This window comes from Bacillus sp. JJ722 (genome assembly GCF_036963345.1).
Lineage (GTDB): Bacteria > Bacillota > Bacilli > Bacillales > DSM-1321 > Bacillus_AD.
The window spans coordinates 5,088-24,722 of the sequence record NZ_JBALMO010000118.1 but is presented as its reverse complement, the minus strand read 5'-3'; the positions used below and the strand labels follow the sequence as shown (position 1 = coordinate 24,722).

Here is a 19,635-nt window from a genome sequence, read left to right as displayed (position 1 = left end):
TCTAAATGGTTGGTAGGCTCGTCTAGTATAAGAAAATTGGCACCTTGCATCATTAATTTTGATAATGCTAGACGCGCTTTTTCTCCACCGCTTAATGTGGATACAGGCTTTAATACATCATCTCCAGAGAATAAGAAATTGCCTAGTACTGTTCGAATATCTTTCTCATTCGTGAGTGGATACTCGTCCCACAATTCATTTAGAACACGTTTATTCGATGTTAAATTTGCTTGTTCCTGATCATAGTATCCAATTACTACGTTAGAGCCAAATGATATAGAACCATGCAGTTTAGATAGTCGCTCGATGATCGTCTTTAACAATGTTGTTTTTCCAACACCATTCGGACCTACTAGGGCAATGCTATCACCTTTCGTTATAGCTATGTTGATATGCTTGGCAATTGGTTGATCATCAAAGCCAATCGATACATCGGACAGTGTTGCAACGATATGACCTGTTTGCTTTTCCATTCTAAAGGTGAATGAAGCAGATTTTTCATCGCCAAGTGGCTTATCCATTACTTGCATACGATCTAATTGTTTTCTACGACTTTGGGCACGCTTCGTAGTGGTTGCTCTTGCAATATTTTTTTGGATAAAATCATTTAATTTAGCAATCTCGTCTTGTTGTTTCTCATATAATTTCATTTCACGTTCATAGTCTTCTGCTTTACGTTCGAGATAATAGCTATAGTTACCATGATATTTCTTAATTGTATGACGAGATAATTCATAAATGATGGATACTACTTTGTCCATAAAGTAGCGGTCATGTGAAACAATTAATACAGCACCTTTATAATTCTGTAAATACTGTTCTAACCATGTTAACGTTTCAATATCTAAATGGTTTGTAGGTTCGTCTAGAATTAAAAGATTTGGTTGAGATAATAGTAGTTTACCAAGTGCCAATCTTGTTCGTTGTCCACCACTTAAGGTAGATACAGGTGTATCATAATCGAATTGTCCGAATTGTAGTCCATGGAGAACAGAACGAATATCAGCTTCGTATTGGTAACCTCCACTTTCTTTAAAACGTATTTGTAGTTCATCATATTCTTTGACGATTTTTTGATATAATTCATCGTTGTTATATGTTTCTGGTAATGTCATTTGCTGTTCGAGATTGCGTAATTGGCTCTCAAGTTGAATTAAAGGCGTAAATACAGTTAACATCTCTTCCCAAATAGAGAGGTCGGAGTCTACTATTGTATTTTGGGCAAGATAACCCATCGTTAGCTCTTTTGGTTTTATGATTTCACCCTCATCATAGGACATTTGTTCAGCAATGATCTTCAAGAGTGTGGATTTCCCGGCTCCGTTACGGCCAACAAGACCGATTCGATCTTTTTTTTGTACTTCAAGCTTTATATCCGAAAGAATTTTTTCAGCTCCAAAGTACTTTGTCAGTTTGTTTACTTGTAAAACAATCATTTAATTTCACCTCAGTTGTCTTAACAGTAGTGTATACGAAATTAGTAGGTTGGAGCAATTATATGTAAATTTCTTTTGTGAAAAAGGATACAAACTTTTACACAAAAATGTAAAAATAGTGTATCATCAGAAGAGTGGGGGATTCTATGAGCGTGTTAACCCATCTTAACGAAGAGGGTAGATACGTATTGATTGATGTCAGCTTTAAGCTAGTATAAAGATACGTAAAGACATGTTTGATCAAATTATCTTTTCACATTGGAAAAGAGGGATGATTTTTTCGGTTGCGAAGGCAGCAGGAATGATGGCTTGTAAAAATACTTCATCTAAGAGTCCGGTGAACCATTTGAATCAGCTTATTATCTCGAAGTAGAACATAGCTACGTACTTCATTGTAGACATACAGTGAAGGGAGAAGATTCGCTAAAGGTAGAACTGGAAGCGCTAACAGCGGTATCGTCTGTTGCTCTGGCCGTTATTTTAAAGCGGTAGATAAAGGTATATTTATTGGGTCTACCATGTTGATAGAAGCAGTAGGTGGATCATCAAGCCCTGATTATTATAGACAAATTGATCAGTATTGTAGCAAAATAAAGTAGGGGGAATAAATTATGCCACAAGACACATTAAAGATTCCGCAAGCAACAGCAAAAAGATTGCCTTTGTATTATCGTTTCTTAAAGAATCTGCATACATCGGGAAAACAAAGAGTATCATCAGCAGAACTAAGTGAAGCAGTAAAAGTTGATTCTGCAACTATTCGTCGGGATTTTTCTTATTTTGGAGCACTTGGTAAAAAGGGATATGGGTATAATGTAAATTATTTATTATCATTTTTTAGAAAAACACTTGATCAAGACGAATTAACAAAGGTTGCCATAATAGGGGTAGGTAATCTTGGAACGGCTTTTCTTCACTATAATTTTTTAAAAAACAATAATACAAAAATTGAAATGGCTTTTGATGTGGATGCGGATAAAGTTGGAACACGAATTGGGGATGTTCCGATTTATCATATGGACGATATGGAAGAACTTTTGAAAAAAGAAAACGTAACAGTAACAATTCTGACGGTACCAGCGCCAGTTGCGCAGCCTATTACGGACCGCCTTGTCAGCGCAGATGTGAAAGGAATATTGAATTTTACACCTGCTCGCTTAAATGTGCCTGTATCTATTCGTGTTCATCATATTGATTTAGCAGTAGAGCTACAATCACTTGTGTACTTCTTAAAGCATTATCCAATTCAAGGTGCATATACGGACGAGCCAATAACTGAATAATAAAAAGGGTGTTCCAGTTAGGACACCCTTTTTCTATTTTTTGGGAATTTACAAAATAATGGGTTGCTGATTACTTTTAAATAGAGTGAGTCTACACCCAGCTCCGAGCACTCAACGCCTAGTGAACTTCACACTTCTTCTACGATAAGTCAACTAAGAAATGCTGAAACGGCCCGTTCAGCCCAGACCAGCATAAGACGAGCCGATAAACGGGCGTTCTTTACATTCCGCTTTTCTTGTTACTTTTTCTTTTGCATTCTTTTTAATCGTATATGAAGCATAATTAATCGAATTCCAGAACCGACATCGATTGTGGCAATGAATACGATTAAGAATGAAAACAAATTCCATCCGTCTTTTGACACATAATTTATAGCTAGTGCTGTGAAAATGGCGCCTAGAGCAATATAAATTATGCCCGATGTTAAAGGTGACTGACGTCTCATAAGAATCCTCCAATAATGCTTTGCAATTGTTCCATATCTTTCAACATATTATCTATATCTTCTCTGAGCATAATTTGTGCGACAACTACTGTAGTATTCATCGCTACGTGAGCAAAAATCGGAACGAGAATACGATTTGTTTTTACATATAAAAAGGCGAATGTGAAGCCCATAGCTGTATACAAAATGATATGTTCAAATTCAAAGTGGGCGAACCCAAAGATAAATGAACTAATTAATGCAGATATGACAAAGTTATATTTCTTATAAAGTGAGCCAAAGATGATCTTTCTGAATACAAGTTCTTCTAGAATTGGACCGACGATTGCAGTAACAATTACAAAAATCGGAATGGTAGCAACAACATCGACTAAGAACGCAGTGTTGTCAGAACCAGCTCCAATACCGAGCATGTTTTCTATCGTAATAGCAAACGATTGAGAAAAGAATGCTAAGAAAACACCCATTATTGCCCACATAATAGAAATGCTGACATTCTCTTGTTCTCGATTTCGCAACAGACTTGATGAAGAGCGAAAATCTTTTCGTAAAACGAATAATGAGATGATTAAAGTTACAATAAAGCTAAAGATTGACCAATAAGCAAAAGAGGCAATTTTAATTTGATCGACTGCTATATTCATTGTTTTTGCTATAAATGCAAAAAGAGGTACGCCTAAAATGCCTGAAAATTGCATTATAAGATAGGCAACAATGACAATTATATATTCTTTTTTCACGCTGGATACTCCTTTTAATGTAGCATGTTTTCATTGTACTTCTTTTTAGTGATGGGTTTCAAACGATTATCGTTTGTTCCTTATAGAATACATATTTTCTTTTTATATAGAAAGGGTGTTATAAAAGGGGTTTGAAAGTAGCATACTGTAGAAAGTTTGGGATTAAAGTAGATTTTTGTTGAAAAAGAGGGGAAATATTTCAAGTGAAATACTTGAAATATATTGAGAATTTATTTATCATATAACTTGTGTTAGCACTCTAAGTTAATGAGTGCTAATAGAGAAAAATTAGGAAATGTAATTGAGGAGGGTGTTTTTCTTGTTAAAACCATTAGGTGATCGCGTAATTATTGAACTAGTTCAATCAGAAGAGAAAACTGCAAGCGGTATCGTATTACCAGATACTGCGAAGGAAAAGCCTCAAGAAGGCAAAATTGTAGCCGTGGGTGCTGGAAATGTACTTGATAACGGTGAGCGTGTAGCTCTAGAGGTTGCTGTTGGCGATCGTATCATCTTCTCAAAATATGCAGGTACTGAAGTGAAATACGAAGGTACAGAATACTTAATTCTACGTGAATCAGACATCTTAGCAGTAATTGGCTAATACTATACTTAAATTTAATAAACGTTAATATTCTAGGGAGGTAATGGAAACATGGCAAAAGACATTAAGTTCAGTGAAGAAGCTCGTCGTTCGATGCTTCGCGGTGTAGATGCTCTTGCAAACGCAGTAAAAGTTACGCTTGGACCAAAAGGACGCAACGTGGTTCTAGAAAAGAAATTCGGTTCACCACTAATTACTAACGATGGTGTAACGATCGCTAAAGAAATCGAACTAGAAGATGCATTCGAAAACATGGGTGCTAAACTAGTTGCTGAAGTAGCTAGCAAAACAAATGATATCGCTGGTGACGGTACAACTACTGCAACAGTTCTTGCTCAAGCGATGATTCGCGAAGGCTTAAAGAACGTTACAGCTGGTGCGAACCCAATGGGTATCCGTAAAGGTATCGAAAAAGCTGTAAAATCTGCTGTAGAAGAGTTACAAAGTATTTCTAAACCAATCGAGAACAAAGAATCAATCGCACAAGTAGCGGCAATCTCAGCAGATGACGAAGAAGTAGGTCAATTAATCGCTGAAGCTATGGAACGCGTTGGTAACGACGGTGTTATTACTATTGAAGAATCTAAAGGCTTCACAACTGAATTAGACGTTGTAGAAGGTATGCAATTCGATCGTGGATATGCATCTCCATACATGGTTACTGATTCAGATAAAATGGAAGCGATTCTTGATAATCCATATATTTTAATCACTGACAAGAAAATCGGTAGCATCCAAGAAATCCTACCAGTTCTTGAACAAGTTGTTCAACAAGGCAAACCATTATTAATGATTGCTGAAGATGTTGAAGGGGAAGCTCTTGCAACTCTAGTTGTGAACAAGCTTCGCGGAACATTCAATGCAGTAGCTGTTAAAGCTCCTGGATTCGGTGACCGTCGTAAAGCAATGCTAGAAGATATCGCTGCATTAACTGGCGGCGAAGTAATCACTGAAGAATTAGGTCGTGACCTTAAATCTGCAGGTTTAGAATCATTAGGACGCGCTGCGAAAGTTGTTGTTACAAAAGAAAACACAACAATCGTTGAAGGTTCTGGAGATAAAACAAATATCGATGCTCGTATCAACCAAATCCGCGTTCAACTTGAAGAAACAACTTCAGAGTTTGATCGTGAAAAACTTCAAGAGCGTCTTGCTAAATTAGCTGGTGGCGTTGCAGTTATCAAAGTTGGTGCTGCTACTGAAACTGAGCTTAAAGAACGCAAACTACGCATTGAAGATGCTCTAAACTCAACTCGTGCAGCAGTTGAAGAAGGTATCGTATCTGGTGGTGGTACTGCACTTCTTAACGTATACAATAAAGTAGCTGAAATCGTTGCTGAAGGTGACGAAGCTACTGGTGTAAACATTGTACTTCGTGCAATGGAAGAGCCTGTACGTCAAATCGCTCACAACGCTGGATTAGAAGGTTCTGTAATCGTAGAACGTCTAAAACGCGAAGAAGTTGGAACTGGCTTCAACGCAGCAAACGGCGAGTGGGTTAACATGATCGAAGCGGGTATCGTAGACCCAACTAAAGTAACTCGTTACGCACTTCAAAACGCAGCTTCTGTTGCGGCTATGTTCTTAACTACTGAAGCAGTAGTTGCAGACAAGCCACAAGAAGGCGGCGCACCAATGATGCCTGATATGGGCGGCATGGGTGGAATGGGCGGCATGATGTAATAACGTCGTCAATCCCTTGATGTATAAGGACTTTTAAACTTAAATCAATTTTATTTAATTGGTGAGGTTTTTAGAGAGGACCTTCATTAAGTTACTGAACTTAAGTGAAGGCCTCTTTTTTATTGAATAATTGTTCAGGTTAAAGAATCATAAAAGCTAAGCTGTACTAAGCATCGTTTTACAGATTCTCCGAACGAAATAGCCTATGCAGCATAAAATAAAAAGTCGATATTGTGAATAGGTTAGTGCGTTGATAGAACTAACCAAAAAATAAGCTGGAGAGTCCGAGAATCTATTCAGATTCTCGGACTCTCGAGCTTATTTGATTCACTCATCAGCTTTTTTTATACCCGGGCTATCTTTTCGTTAAGTGATATCGTGATATCGTGATATCATTTGAAGGTAACGATAAACACTTGATTCCGACATTCTCATTATATCAGCAACTTCATTTATTGTACCTTTAATATCAAATACCCCATGTTCTTTTAATTTGGAAATAGCAAGTTTCTTTTGATCAGGTGATAATTGAGCACTAGATTCTAATATATCTTTATCTATTACTGTATAAATGATATTACGGACATTATCGTAAAGTTTTTCAACAGGTTGTTCTTTTTCGGTTTTCATTTCGATATGTTCTATATCTAAACTTAGATTGGCTAACTTTAATACATCTTTTGCAACTTTCCGATAGACGTCTGCATCAAAATTTATACATAAAAGACCTTGTAATTGGCCTTCACGATCTTTTATAAATAAAGTTGATGAACGAAATTTTTTACCCCGTGGTCCTTCTCCGACATAATCTGCAACATAATCCTTATTTAAATATACCTTTTCGTTGATTAACTTTTGTGCATAATTAGTTAATGGGGCATTTAAAGATCTACCGCTTAAGTCTCCATTGACTATGTGACCGATATGAGAACCTCCATTAGGATTTAAAACATGTAATACAAATTCATAATTAGGTCCCATAACTTCCCCAAGATAATTCATAATATTTTGATAGTGCTGAAATAGTTCATTATCCAATTAAGAATTCCTCCTTCTATGAAACACTTTCTTTTTAAAGGATCATTGCCTGTTCTTTAGAATTTTTGACCAATTAAACGGATTAGGCATTTTCAGGATAATTGGTAAAAGGGATCAAATAGTTTTCAAATTAATTCAGGGATAGGAAAAATTGTTCATCTCTTATTTGCTCTAGTATAGTTATCACTTAAATTATAACAAACTATTGGAACATTCCAAGGTTAAATAATAATTTTTTATTATGTTGACATATTTTTATTAGGTGTGATATATTTTGCATGCGGTAATAAAAAATAATTGTTGTAATAAATTATTCCTAAATGAGTTAATGGCGGTTTATGTTAAATCATTGTTATTCTGATTGTTTCATAAGGTGTTCAATCAGTAATAAAAAATCATTAGGTAGCCCATTTTTATCACTAGAATTGGAAACGTTTTCGTTACGAGGTCTATTATTCTTTTAATAGAAATGACTCCATTAAGCTCAATGGCATTAACAGTGCTGATTGGATTGACAGAGGTACCAATGGAAATTGATGCTGCATTAGGTTGTTTTGGAAGCTCTATATGTAATTGCAGAAAATAAAAGCTGGAACATATTTTGAATTGGTCATTCTAGTAACTTAGATTCAGCTGCAATTAGAAAATAATAAATTATGGGGGTACTTATATGAATATGAATGTAGTGCCTATTAAAGAAAAAAGGGTTGTTAAATACAAAAGTTGTTTTGATGTGATTGGGCCGATAATGGTAGGTCCTTCAAGTTCACATACTGCAGGTGCTTTAGCTATTGGTACAGTTGCTAATAAATTATTTCAAGGTCTTCCAAAAAAAGTCGTAGTAAGGTATTATGAATCATTTGCTGAAACCCATAAAGGGCACGGAACTGATTTTGCAATTATTGCTGGGATATTAGGATTTGCTGCCGATGACAGCAAAGTACCAGGTGCTATTAAAATAGCAGAATCTAAAGGAATTGACATTACCTTTATTGAAAAAGCAGGTGATAGTCCTGCTGGTCACCCCAATACGGCAGATGTTTATTTGGAGGATGAAAGTCGAAGTATTAGAACGATGGGTATTTCGGTCGGCGGCGGATTAATCGAAATTAAACATGTTGAAATTGATGGTTTTAGCTTAAATCTGCAGGGGACATTGCCAGTTATTATCGCGATTTCCGAAAGAACTGACCTTGACTTTGTCTTACGCAGGATCTTTAAACAATATAATGTGGAAATTAACAACTTTAATAGTTTAGAAGAAAATGGAAAATATTTATATGCATTTGCTTTGGATTCGCTATTGCCTGGTGATGTTCAGAAGGAATTGGGAAGTTTAAGCAGCATAGCTAATATCATTATTCTTTAGTTACATTATGGGGGGAAAAATATGTATACGACCATAAAAGAAATTGTAGATGCAGCTAATAAAAGACAAAAGCCAATTTATGAATTAGCAATCGAACAGGAAATCGAGCAAACTAAAACTTCTTATGAAGAAGTTTGGAGTAAAATGGAAAAAAACTTAGCGACTATGGAAAATTCCATAAATAAAAGTATTGAGGGCGACGGGGTATTTTCTCCGACCGGTTTAACCGGAGGCGATGCTGTTAAAATAAAAAAATATCGAGAAAGTGGAAAAACTCTTTCTGGAGATTTGATGGTGCTCGGGGTCCAAAGTGCTATCGGTGTTAATGAAGTAAATGCTTCGTTAGGAGTTATTTGTGCAACTCCAACAGCAGGCGCGAGTGGAACGATCCCTGGAGTACTATTTAGTATTAAAGATACGTTGCAGTTAAGTCACGAAGATATGGTCCATTTTCTGTTCACTTCAGCTTTATTTGGAATGATAGTCGCAAATAACGCTTGTATTGCCGGAGCATTCGGAGGATGTCAAGCTGAAGTAGGTAGTGCCTCGGCAATGGCGGCGGCTGCAGCAGTAGAAGCTGGGGGAGGAACACCACAGCAATCTTCTGAAGCTTTCTCAACTGCATTACAAAATTTACTCGGTTTAGTTTGTGATCCGGTCGCTGGTTTGGTAGAAATTCCTTGTGTAAAGAGAAACGCCATCGGAACGGCAAATGCTTTAGTAGCAGCGGACATCGCATTAGCCGACGTAACGAATGTCATCAATGCTGATGAAGTTATTGAAGCGATGTATAGAGTTGGAAGACAGATGCCCCGCGAATTAAGAGAGACAGGTTTAGGCGGAATAGCAGCCACACCTACAGGGATTGCTATTAAAAGTAAAATTTTTGGAGAGAAACAATTACAGCGATAAACAGTTATTGGAAAATTTGTGAAATTATTCACAAATTTTCCGTTGTTCTCCCAAGGATTTATGGTCGGTATATTGAGAGCCATTGCCACTAAAATATACTACTATCAATTTAAATTGTTTTGTAAACGCCAACAAATCCATCATGTTGGCGACTAGCGAATTTTTCAATTTTGATCAACTTAGAAGAAGGACACACGATGTGGCGCGCCTTGTAAGCAATTCATTTTTCAAGAATGGTCTATATTCCTAAGCCTTAAAAAGAGACGTAAGAGATACAAGGAGGAATTATTATTATGAATGGGAATACTGCTAAAAAATTAGAATTTCAAGCTGAAAATACTGCAGTAAAAAATGAGCAATATCCAGACCCGAAAAAGTGGCATAAACAAGATACCACCTGGGCATTGAGCCTTTTTGGAACAGCAATTGGAGCAGGAGTACTTTTTTTACCTATTAATGCAGGTTCAGGAGGTTTATTATCATTACTCTTAATTACCATACTTGCATTTCCTGTCATGTACTTTTCACATAGGGCGCTTGCTAAAATGATATACGCTTCCAATTCTGCTGATGAGGGGATTACAGGTACGATACGAGAGTATTTCGGAAATAAGGCAAGTATCATTTTTAACATAGTATATTTCAGCTCGATTTATATTATCGTGCTGATGTATTCGATTTCACTTACAAATACTACAAGTAGTTTTATGGTGCATCAATTGGGGATGGAAGAGCCTTCAAGGGCCATTTTATCGCTTGTATTAGTACTCGGTCTTATAGCTATACTGAATTTTGGTCAAGATATCACTGTAAAGGTAATGAGCATGCTAGTATATCCTTTCATAGCTTCTCTGCTTTTTATCGCAATATCTTTGATTCCACAGTGGAATACGTCAATGCTTAGTTTTTCAAGTGTTTCTACTGCTTCAACAGGAACAGGATTTTTTGGAACGATATTGATGATACTGCCAATCATCGTATTCTCGTTTAATCATTCTCCTATGATTTCGTCATTTGTTATGAAACAGAGAGAAACCTATGGAATAGAAGCTACTGACGCCAAATGTGCTCAAATACAAAAAGTTTGTTATATCATGACATTCGTTGTTGTTATGTTCTTTGTTTGGAGCAGTGTCTTAAGTTTGACTCCAAATGATCTTATAATAGTAAAAGAACAGAACTTGTCAATCCTATCATATCTTGCTAATGAGCTTAATTCGCCTCTAATCGCTATTGCAGCTCCTATCATTGCTTTTGTAGCTATCACAAAGTCGTTCCTTGGCCATTATATAGGAGCGCATGAGGTAATGCGTGACCTGATTATGAAGTTCGGTAAAACACGTGGTAAAGATCTAGGAGAAAAGACAGTTAATACGATGATTCTTATTTTTGTTGTATTAACATGCTGGTATGCTGCTTATGAAAATCCAAGTGTTCTTGGACTAATTGAGTCTCTTAGCGGTCCGTTAGTTGCTGCTATCTTATGTGTATTACCAATGTACGCGATTTATAAAGTACCAGTACTAGCTAAATACAAAGGACAAATGAGCAATATCTTTGTCATTGTTGTAGGCGTGCTTACTGTCCTAGCAAGTATTAATTCATTATTCTAATTCACTATTGTTACACACTCTCATCTTACGGGCGGCATGATGTAATACAGGTGTGAAAACCTTTTTATATCAATGTTTTAAGTCTTTACACCTAATATGGTATCCGTAAAAGTGACCGATATTAGTCAATAGGATTTTTAAAGAGGTCTTTCATTAAGTTACTAATCTTAATGGAAGCCTCTTTTTTAATGTTCTTTGTCATGTGAGCGTATATGTCCATAGTTGTTTTTATATCTGAATGACCTAATCGTTCTTGTATTTCTTTTACAGGCACAGTAGTAGATACAGAGAATGGTTAGGAGAAAATAAAAGGATGAGGGTAAACATGTTTGGTTTATATAATTTACCTTTATCATTAAACGGTTTCAGTTTAGACGATGTTAAGTTAATTAAAGTAAAAGAACACCAGCCAAAAAAGGTGTAAAGATAACCATTATAATAGCATCTCATTTACGAGGTACTTTTTATTGTGCCCAAAAGGATGTGATTAGGGTTATTTAAAAAGAAAGAAAATAGTCATTACTCAGCCCATAAGCAACCTGATAAATAAAATAAAGATAGTTGCGTTTCCCACAATCCAAGTCCTTTTGAATGTTTATCAAATATTAGTGGTATGGTAGGTTGATAAGTAGCAGTTGCTGAATCAACCTACAAAGATACTAAGTAAAATGCCTGAACATGAGAAAGGAAAGCTGATGATAAAGTATAACGACAAAAAGTCCTACAGATGTCATAAAATTGAGTTTTTTAGGACTTTTTGTCGTTTACTTATATTTAGAATTTACATTATTATAAAACTATGGGGATTTTTAGTAATAAATTATAAGGGGAGAACGATTATGAAAAAAATTATGTTGTTAATATTAACGACACTTCTTGTAGTAGGAGTTGCTGCTTGTGGTAGTGACAAGACATCTTCTTCATCTAATTCAAAAGTTGATAAGGTATTGGCTGAAGTAGTGAAGGCAAATAAGGATGTTAAAAGTCTTACACAAGATGCGAAAATTAAAACAGAAATGACGATGACTCAAGGTGAACAGGAGCAGGTTCAAAAAATGGATATGACAACGAAAATGGATATAATTAATGATCCTTTCGCGGCATATCAAGAGCTACAAATGACAATTCCGGAACAAGGAGAGCAAACCATTAAGCAGTATATAACGCAAGAAGGTATCTACTCTAATATTAATGGTCAGTGGGTTGCAGTTCCCGAAGAAGTAAATGAGCAGTTAAAGGCGAGTTTAAAGGAATCAGCTAATATTGAAAGTCAAATGGAGCAGTTTAATGCATTATCGAAATATTTGAAGCTGAAGGAAGAGAAGGATCAATATATTCTTACTGCAGATATTCCTGGCGATAAAATGAAAGAAATGGCTCAATCCGTTTTAAAACAGGCTTCAAGTGGAAATGCTGAAACGCTAGCAGTTATGGAGCAACTAGATATTAAAAGTATGAATGTGGAATATCAAATTGATAAAAAGACATACCAGCTTTCAGGTGTCATAATAGCTATGGCGATGGGTGTGGAAGAAGATGGACAAAAGGTTGAAATGAAGTTGAATATGGATAGTAAGTTCTCGAACATAAACGGCGTGAAGGAAATAGTTGTTCCTCAAGAAGCTTTAAATAGTAGTAAGTAATGTATAAAGAAGCGAGCGGAAAGGGATTGAGATCCTCTTTTCTGCTCGCTTCTTCCATTTTGACTTCCGATAAAAGTCTGTTTTAAAATTATTGACCAGGCTGTAATATATTCGTTGCTCCTAGTTGATTACCGTCGGGATCTTTGAAGCTAAATCCACCGAATCCATGGTTGGGATCAATATTTAAAGTACCAACTTCAATATTATTATCTTTGAGCCACCCGTGAAAGTCGACTAATGAGGGAGTGTAAAAATCTATTACGCTATGCACAATCTCGGTATTTGTATTTCTAAACGATAAACTATGTTGTTCCTCCGTTTCGACTAAGTAGATAGTAGGTACTCCTTTTGATTCGAAGATTAACATAGCGCTTTTGTTATCTTTGAAATGAACTTTCAAGCCAAAGATATCGGTGTACCAATCAACAGATCTTTGAATAGTAGTTACCGGTATTTCTAAGGTTGCAATATGTGGTGTAAATTTACTCATTATTGAACCTCCTAAAATTTTTGGGGATATTATCAATATAAAATATTGGCTAAAAGTTAGAAAAAGTCCTTTTAAAATTCTACATTGATCAACTTTTAAATTTATGTTTTCTTAATGAAAAATCCCTTCAGAATGAAGAGATTAACTTTTCTTATCTTTTTCTAGTAATTCGATAACTTTATCAAGTTTTTCTTCCACTGATTTAGAGTTGTTGGATTTTTCTTTTGGGAAAATACAATTTTAATGACAAGAAAAACTCCATAGAGCATTGCTAATAAAATTAGGAAACATATTATTTGGACAATCATATCACCATAATTAAAGTTCATATAATTCTCCTGTTTTGGATTATTATCCCATTGGTAGTGAGTTAAATGAATTTAAGAAACAATGACTAAAGCATAGGCTACTTTCCTTCATGGAAAGTAGCCTATTTTGCATTTTAAATTTTTAAGAGGTTAACACCTCAATCTTCAATTACAAGTACATCAATATTTGTGTCACTTGATAATCGAGTTTTGCAATTCTTCAATATTCATATCAACACTCTAATTTATGGATGTTTCTATTGCTCAAATAAGCTAAAATGTTAAAGCTGGCTGTGTTGTAAGATGTTAAAAACTCCCCAAAAGCTGCTTTTGGGGAGTTTTTTGTATTCATCATTTCAATCCATACTGTGATTTATTAATCAACTTATTCCCTTGGAACATAAGTACAGCGTTAGCTCCTATATCGCCTTTGCCTTGGTAGCTATACACGATAGTATGAAGGCTTGTACCTTGTTCACCAGTTTCAGATGTGATTTCGCCTTCGCCACCTACGATTTTTGTAACTTCTTCTAAAGTCATACCTGTTTGGATTTGTTGAAATTTAGCTAATTCAATTTCTATGCCAGAGTCTTCGCCTAATCCAAATTGAGCTTTATTAATAAGCTTATTGTTTTGGAACATCATTGTAGAGTTAGATAGGAAGCCATCTGTTTCAAATGAATACATTTGTGTGAAATATGGTGTTCCTTTTTCACCTGTTTCTGAAAGTAATTCTCCTTCACTGCCTACGATAGCAACGACTTCTTCATAGCTCATGCCATCTTTAATTTGAACAAATTTTTCTTCCGTAAGTGTATTTTCCTTCGCAGCAGGTTTGCTTGAAGAGTTTTTTTGCTCTTTTGGAGCAGTTGTTGAAGTATTATCTTCACTGCCAGTAGCTACGGCAATAATTACGATTATAACAATAAATCCAATAAAACCTAGGCAGCCCATTTTTAATATTTTCTTCATTGTCTTATCCCCCAATAAGTTTTTATTTGTATTTCTATTACACTTTAACCATAGCAAATAGGTATGACATATTTTTGTATAGCTTGGAAAAAGCACTCTGAGAGCATAGAAAAGTGGAATCAAAAAACGCCAGCACCCAAATCACTTATCAAAGGGTTACTGACGTTCTTATTAAACTCTTATTTTATTCTTCAACATGAAAATATACTTTCTCTATTCCATTGAAAGGAACTTGAGAGTTTCCTAGTTTTACTTTTGATAGGATTACTAGTGTATGGTCATGGTGATTATAGAACATTTTATTTACAGTTCCATAAGTTTGAATTTGATCGATTGGCTCCATTGTTGTGTAATCATATGTTTGGATTATGTTTTTGTTGTTAGCGGTATATAGTTCATCGTAGTCTGTATCAAATGCAATAGAACTATATGGACGGTCTAATTTGCTGAAAAATGTCATATCTGAGCCTGATGTCACCGCAGAACGGAATATATGACCTGTGCTATTGAATAAATATTTACCATCTGGAGAAATGGTTAAATCTTTGCCTAAAGCATAATCGCCATGGTAAGGTGAACGCTGTTCTGGGCTTAAAACACCATTCGTTATAGCATAGGAATTCATTGTTCTTGGTGAGAGCCTTGTTGTAATAGCATACAATCTATTTTCAGAAGGATGCAATTTAATTAGCGTTTCCTCGTATATTCTTTGAGAGCTTAAGCGTTTGGTTGATTTACTATCGAAACTTTCTATTCTCGTATGTTGACCTGAACCACCTGAAATATATACGATACCTTGGTTATCGGCTTCAATATCGTATGGATCTAGGTCGATATGAACGAGTTTTTCTTGTTGCATCGTTGTTGCATTGATAACTGCAAAGGCACCTTGTTGATTTTCATCATACCAACCAGAGCTGTGTTTACCTTTTAGTTGAGTAACATATAGTTTATTATTTGCGTAAGCAATTCGCTCTGCAGGTAGGTTTAACTCAACTGAATGGCTTTCGTAAGTGTCGTAGTCGAGTGCGATAACTTCATTTGTACTACTATCTAAGAAATACATGATTGGCTCTGTCGGATGCATAGCATAATCAATGATATCACCTTCGAAAACAGTCTCTAATGTAGTATCGGCAACTTCTGTATTAGGTGGTAGAAAACTTGGATTAATAATTCGGGCCATGAATGCTGAGAATTGAGCACGATTAATTGTTAGTGAAGGCTTAAAAGTGCCATCAGGATAGCCGATTGTAATGTTGTTAGCGGCTAAAGATGAAATGTACCAGTAAGCTTTAGAAGACATTGGCACATCTTTAAATCCTTTTGGATAGATCCCCCCGAGCTCATAAGCTCGTACAAGAATGATAGCCATTTCAGCACGAGTTAAATTACCTCTAGGATCAAATATATTGTTACCTTTACCGTTAATAATACCAAGCTCAACAGCTGCGGCTACATCTTCATAGCCACGATCGCCAGGCTTAATATCTTTAAAGTTCGGGTTTGGTACTTGATTCAATTCAGGTTTCAATTCTCGCATAATCATTTGAACAGCCTGAACACGTTGGATCGGTACATTAGGGCGAAAAGTGCCATCGGGAAATCCCTTTATAATTCCTTTGCTTGTTAAATATTGAATTTCTTTTTGGAAGCTAGTAACATCCTTAAATGAATTCGTCGTTGCTGCTTGGCTCGATTGCGGCCATACCATGATGAGTGCTAGTAATAAAACTAGGCATTTACTAATAATTTTGTACACTTATAACTTCCTTTCAATAGTTGGTAGACTCGTATTATATATTATTTATAATATTAATTCCTTTATGAAGATTTGATTTTTATGGATTCAGGCAAGGTAAATAAAGGAAGAAGTCGCCTCGTATAAGTTAGGCGACTTTTTTGGTTTTAAGCATGAGATTTCCTCTTTCTTTCCTCCTTATATTTTCGGAAGCTTTCTTTACTTACGCGAAAGTTTTCTTCACATCTAAGACATTTCATTCTTACACCATCTTTGAGCAAGTCGATTACGCCTATGATTAAGAGAGCTATGGAAATAATCCATCCTACCATTGGAATCCATACAGTAGCAAAAGCTAATGCAAACATGACAAGCGGAAAATTCGGTAGTTTTTTAACTTCATGACTATGGCATTTTGGACAGATAATTGTTTTTTGAGTTTTCATTTTCATCCCCTCATTTCGATATTTGCTATAATTTTTCCCGTACGTAAAAGAAATGAATCATTAGTAATGAATTTTTCCCCTATAAATAAAATGTAAACATGAATAACTTAGGTGCTACCCATTCTTTGTAATTAAGGTAATAAAATGTTTAGTGACGAAGTAAAGTGTGGTAAAGGGTAAGTGGTATTTTGGGTTGATTGAATAATTTTTCACCTACCTTAACTGCTAATAGTATGATATTTTGCTTATATAATAATTTATTATTTTGAGAACAATGATTGTGATGTTTTCATACAATTGAAGTATGGGTGAGAAAGGACATAAGAATGGAAAATCAAAAAAATAAAAACATAAGTAATATAGTTAGAATGATTTGGTGGGCCGTCTTTATCATGATCACGGCATGGAGCGTATATATGTTGTTTGATGGTAGAGGAACGAAAGCTTTCATGGGTTTTTTAACAATAGTCAGCTTAATTGCAATCGGTATTTGGCAGAGAAAATCACGTTATGCATTTCCTGATTTCTTTGCTGGAATGACATATGCGTTTATATTTATCGCTGTAGGATTAGGAACATTTGGTGGATTTTATAGCATTCCACATTTTGATGATTTCCTTCATTTAACTTCAGGTATATGGATTGGTTATGGAGCATGGATCATTATGGGGCTATTAGTAGAAAAAACGATTGTTAATCAGCTTCCTACATTCTTTATTGGCTTGTATATCATCTTATTTGCGCTAGCGATCGCAGGAGCATGGGAACTTCTTGAATTTGCTGGTGATAAACTGTTTCATTTCACAGCACAAGGTCGAGACCCAGATGATACGATGTTTGATATGATTGATGGATTAATCGGAGGTATCATTGCATCTGCTTTTGTTTTAAGAAGTCATAGCAACAAATGAAACTAAAGGGGTATTGTCCATTGTGGGCGGTACTCTTTTTTGTATTTAACATTTATATAGAATAGCTAATAGAGCATGATGGAAGCAAGCGTCGCTTATTATATGAATATATTAAAGTGTGTAAGTTTTCATTTTTGATTCTTTGTGAAGAGCAAGCTTATTTTAAGTAAGCTTGTTCTTGCCGATTTAACATCAATAAAATGATTATCTGAAAATTATGATTTTGTTCATTTGTAATGTTTTTTCGAGGGAAAATAAATGTATAATAAAAAAATTGAAAAAACAGGTAAATAGAATTAGATAATTTTATATTATTTGGATTTTTATTCCTGAATCCCTTGGTTTTTTTAAGTTTTTCACAGATTTTTTTCCTAGTTAGGTTTCCATTTTGATGTTCACTATGAAATGTTTGAATGAAAAATCATACTTCATACTCATATGATTTTTATTGTGAATTTGACGGATATTTCATTCAATGATAAAAAATAAAGGAAATATTATACATAATTGGTTAGTCCAACTGTTTTGAAGTGTTTATTTAGAATGAAGGATGGGATGAGCATGAAGAGATTGAAAACACTAGGGATGGCCTTAGCGGCAGTGCTAGTATTAGCAGCATGTGGTAATGATGAAAAAGCATCAACGGATGAGAAGAAACCTAAGGAAGAAGAAACAACAAAAACAAGTGAAGAGCCAAAAGCAAATGAAGAATCAAAGGCTTCAACTGAAGATGCTTCTGAAACGAAGCCAACAAATGAATTGTTAAATCCGAATATAGAGAAAGAAACGGATGGCAAGGTGGAAGTGCTTTATACAAATAATGATCCTAAATTTGTAAAGGATTTCGATGGCTTTAAAGTATCAGTTGATGCATATCAGATGGTTAAGGTAACTGATATGGATCAAGGGGTAGCTATTAAATTTGATGACCAAACAGAGGGATATGTATTAACATCTAAAGTAACAATTACAAACGGTACTAATGAAGCGAAATATTATAATAATTCTCATAATATTAGAATGAGAGATCAATACGATTATATTTCTAGCAATATGAGAGATTTTATAGCTGAAGAGGATATAATAGCTTCTAAGAAAGAAACTGAAACATCTAAATTTGCTGCTAACGAGACAGTAACGGGTCTAATGACTTTTAAGTTCACGAACGAAGAGTTTGCAATTTTACAAACTGTTAAGCCGAAATATGTTATTGAAGGTGGTCTAGCAAACAATTCTTCATTTGAAGGAAGCAATAACGAAGAAGGTATTTTTGATTTTGTTTATAGTGAAGAACAGGGTCAAACGGTGGCTTCTAACTCTCAATTTTATCAAGATGAATTAACAACTGGGAACTTAGCTGATAAAAAAATGATCTTTGAGAAATCAGGGATTAATGATACAAAGCCATTAGGAGAAGCGGAAATTACACTTGATGGTGTACAGTATACCGAAATTATTCCTACAGAAGCGAATAAAGATATATTTAGAAACTTTGGCGACAGTGGAATTGTTGCTTTAACGATGAAATTGAATATTAATAATAAGTCAACGACGCCACTTGATGTATCAAGCCTTATTTCAATGTTAACTGTGGATGATAATCGTGCAAAATACATGTCAGAAGGTATGGTAGAACCGGATACTAAAGAGATCGCACCTGGTGAAACAGGTGAAAAATATCATGTGTTCCTAATGAGAAAAGACGAATTTGGTTTATATAAAAAATTCGAGTTAGAATTTGGTCCTTTAGTTGGTCCAGATGGAAAGTCTTTATTCAAAAGTAAAAAAGTACAATTCAACGTACCAAGATAAGAGTGAACTTGCAAAAATATAGTGTAGGTTATTGCTCGTTATAGAATTTGAAACGAATTATATAAAGTCTGACTTCTACATACTTTGAGGTGTGAAGAAGCCAGGCTTCTTTTTTGTTCAAAGACAAGAAAGTATATAATTATGCGTGGTGTCTAGCTCCAGCGCTCAGCTCCTAGTGGACTTCGCCA

19 protein-coding genes are annotated in these 19,635 nt (G+C 35.2%); 10 read left to right on the top strand and 9 right to left on the bottom strand.

Translation table 11 applies throughout. The features are described 5' to 3' along the window. On the bottom strand, positions 1-1,436 hold a 1,436-nt coding region (locus tag V7014_RS15380), incomplete at its 3' end, for an ABC-F family ATP-binding cassette domain-containing protein (RefSeq protein ID WP_335508314.1). 214 nt (positions 1,437-1,650) lie between these two features. Here V7014_RS15380 and V7014_RS27290 point away from each other — a divergent pair. Together V7014_RS27290 and V7014_RS15375 are read left to right on the top strand one after the other, a co-directional pair. Further along, positions 1,651-1,809, top strand: a complete 159-nt coding sequence (locus V7014_RS27290) for a cyclic pyranopterin monophosphate synthase MoaC (RefSeq protein WP_438824924.1) — start codon at positions 1,651-1,653, stop codon at positions 1,807-1,809. A 238-nt stretch (positions 1,810-2,047) separates the two neighbouring features. Beyond that, positions 2,048-2,719 carry a redox-sensing transcriptional repressor Rex gene (locus V7014_RS15375; RefSeq protein ID WP_335508313.1) on the top strand — a complete coding sequence of 224 codons (672 nt, stop codon included), beginning with the start codon at positions 2,048-2,050 and terminating at the stop codon, positions 2,717-2,719. 239 nt (positions 2,720-2,958) lie between these two features. On the opposite strand, the gene V7014_RS15370 is transcribed toward V7014_RS15375, so the two are convergent. Together V7014_RS15370 and V7014_RS15365 are read right to left on the bottom strand one after the other, a co-directional pair. Continuing rightward, the gene (locus tag V7014_RS15370) at positions 2,959-3,165 is read right to left on the bottom strand and encodes a YdiK family protein (protein ID WP_335508312.1); all 207 of its coding nucleotides are present in this window, start codon (positions 3,163-3,165) and stop codon (positions 2,959-2,961) included. Beyond that, positions 3,162-3,905 carry a CPBP family intramembrane glutamic endopeptidase gene (locus V7014_RS15365; protein ID WP_335508311.1) on the bottom strand — a complete coding sequence of 248 codons (744 nt, stop codon included), beginning with the start codon at positions 3,903-3,905 and terminating at the stop codon, positions 3,162-3,164. Before V7014_RS15365 ends, V7014_RS15370 begins: the two co-directional genes overlap by 4 nt. Before the next feature lie 319 nt (positions 3,906-4,224). Here V7014_RS15365 and groES point away from each other — a divergent pair, with 319 nt between their 5' ends. Both groES and groL read left to right on the top strand, forming a co-directional pair. After that, positions 4,225-4,509: a co-chaperone GroES gene (groES, locus tag V7014_RS15360; protein WP_019244433.1), complete on the top strand. Its 285-nt coding sequence runs from the start codon at positions 4,225-4,227 to the stop codon at positions 4,507-4,509. A gap of 51 nt (positions 4,510-4,560) precedes the next feature. Further along, on the top strand, positions 4,561-6,192 hold the full coding sequence (groL, locus tag V7014_RS15355) for a chaperonin GroEL (protein ID WP_335508310.1): 1,632 nt from the start codon (positions 4,561-4,563) through the stop codon (positions 6,190-6,192). Positions 6,193-6,558: 366 nt separating this feature from the next. On the opposite strand, the gene V7014_RS15350 is transcribed toward groL, so the two are convergent. Next, positions 6,559-7,230 (bottom strand): helix-turn-helix transcriptional regulator, encoded by a 672-nt coding sequence (locus V7014_RS15350; protein ID WP_335508309.1) that lies wholly within the window; start codon positions 7,228-7,230, stop codon positions 6,559-6,561. Between the two features lie 670 nt (positions 7,231-7,900). Between V7014_RS15350 and sdaAB the strand changes: the two genes are divergently transcribed. The 4 genes from sdaAB (at position 7,901) to V7014_RS15320 (ending at position 12,767) form a co-directional block, all read left to right on the top strand. Next, positions 7,901-8,599 (top strand): L-serine ammonia-lyase, iron-sulfur-dependent subunit beta, encoded by a 699-nt coding sequence (gene sdaAB / locus V7014_RS15340; protein ID WP_335508308.1) that lies wholly within the window; start codon positions 7,901-7,903, stop codon positions 8,597-8,599. A 21-nt stretch (positions 8,600-8,620) separates the two neighbouring features. Then, positions 8,621-9,511 carry an L-serine ammonia-lyase, iron-sulfur-dependent, subunit alpha gene (gene sdaAA / locus V7014_RS15335; RefSeq protein ID WP_335508307.1) on the top strand — a complete coding sequence of 297 codons (891 nt, stop codon included), beginning with the start codon at positions 8,621-8,623 and terminating at the stop codon, positions 9,509-9,511. Positions 9,512-9,804: 293 nt separating this feature from the next. After that, complete coding sequence (locus tag V7014_RS15330; RefSeq protein ID WP_335508306.1) at positions 9,805-11,124, top strand: aromatic amino acid transport family protein; 1,320 nt, start codon at positions 9,805-9,807, stop codon at positions 11,122-11,124. A gap of 839 nt (positions 11,125-11,963) precedes the next feature. Beyond that, the gene (locus tag V7014_RS15320) at positions 11,964-12,767 is read left to right on the top strand and encodes a DUF6612 family protein (protein WP_335508305.1); all 804 of its coding nucleotides are present in this window, start codon (positions 11,964-11,966) and stop codon (positions 12,765-12,767) included. Between the two features lie 88 nt (positions 12,768-12,855). On the opposite strand, the gene V7014_RS15315 is transcribed toward V7014_RS15320, so the two are convergent. The 5 genes from V7014_RS15315 to V7014_RS15300 all read right to left on the bottom strand — a co-directional run bounded on the left by V7014_RS15315 (position 12,856) and on the right by V7014_RS15300 (position 16,724). After that, on the bottom strand, positions 12,856-13,257 hold the full coding sequence (locus tag V7014_RS15315; protein WP_335508304.1) for a VOC family protein: 402 nt from the start codon (positions 13,255-13,257) through the stop codon (positions 12,856-12,858). A 141-nt stretch (positions 13,258-13,398) separates the two neighbouring features. Next, positions 13,399-13,491 (bottom strand): DUF4083 family protein, encoded by a 93-nt coding sequence (locus tag V7014_RS27285; protein ID WP_438824923.1) that lies wholly within the window; start codon positions 13,489-13,491, stop codon positions 13,399-13,401. 425 nt (positions 13,492-13,916) lie between these two features. Next, positions 13,917-14,537, bottom strand: coding sequence for a hypothetical protein (locus V7014_RS15310; RefSeq protein WP_335508303.1), 621 nt, complete (start codon positions 14,535-14,537; stop codon positions 13,917-13,919). Positions 14,538-14,721: 184 nt separating this feature from the next. Further along, positions 14,722-16,299, bottom strand: coding sequence for an S-layer homology domain-containing protein (locus V7014_RS15305; RefSeq protein ID WP_335508302.1), 1,578 nt, complete (start codon positions 16,297-16,299; stop codon positions 14,722-14,724). Positions 16,300-16,445: 146 nt separating this feature from the next. Further along, complete coding sequence (locus V7014_RS15300) at positions 16,446-16,724, bottom strand: hypothetical protein (RefSeq protein ID WP_335508301.1); 279 nt, start codon at positions 16,722-16,724, stop codon at positions 16,446-16,448. A 326-nt stretch (positions 16,725-17,050) separates the two neighbouring features. Between V7014_RS15300 and V7014_RS15295 the strand changes: the two genes are divergently transcribed. Together V7014_RS15295 and V7014_RS15290 are read left to right on the top strand one after the other, a co-directional pair. Next, the gene (locus V7014_RS15295; RefSeq protein ID WP_335508300.1) at positions 17,051-17,635 is read left to right on the top strand and encodes a hypothetical protein; all 585 of its coding nucleotides are present in this window, start codon (positions 17,051-17,053) and stop codon (positions 17,633-17,635) included. A gap of 561 nt (positions 17,636-18,196) precedes the next feature. Then, entirely contained in the window at positions 18,197-19,447 is a 1,251-nt protein-coding gene (locus tag V7014_RS15290) for a DUF5068 domain-containing protein (RefSeq protein ID WP_335508299.1), read from the top strand. Positions 19,448-19,635 lie beyond the last annotated feature (188 nt).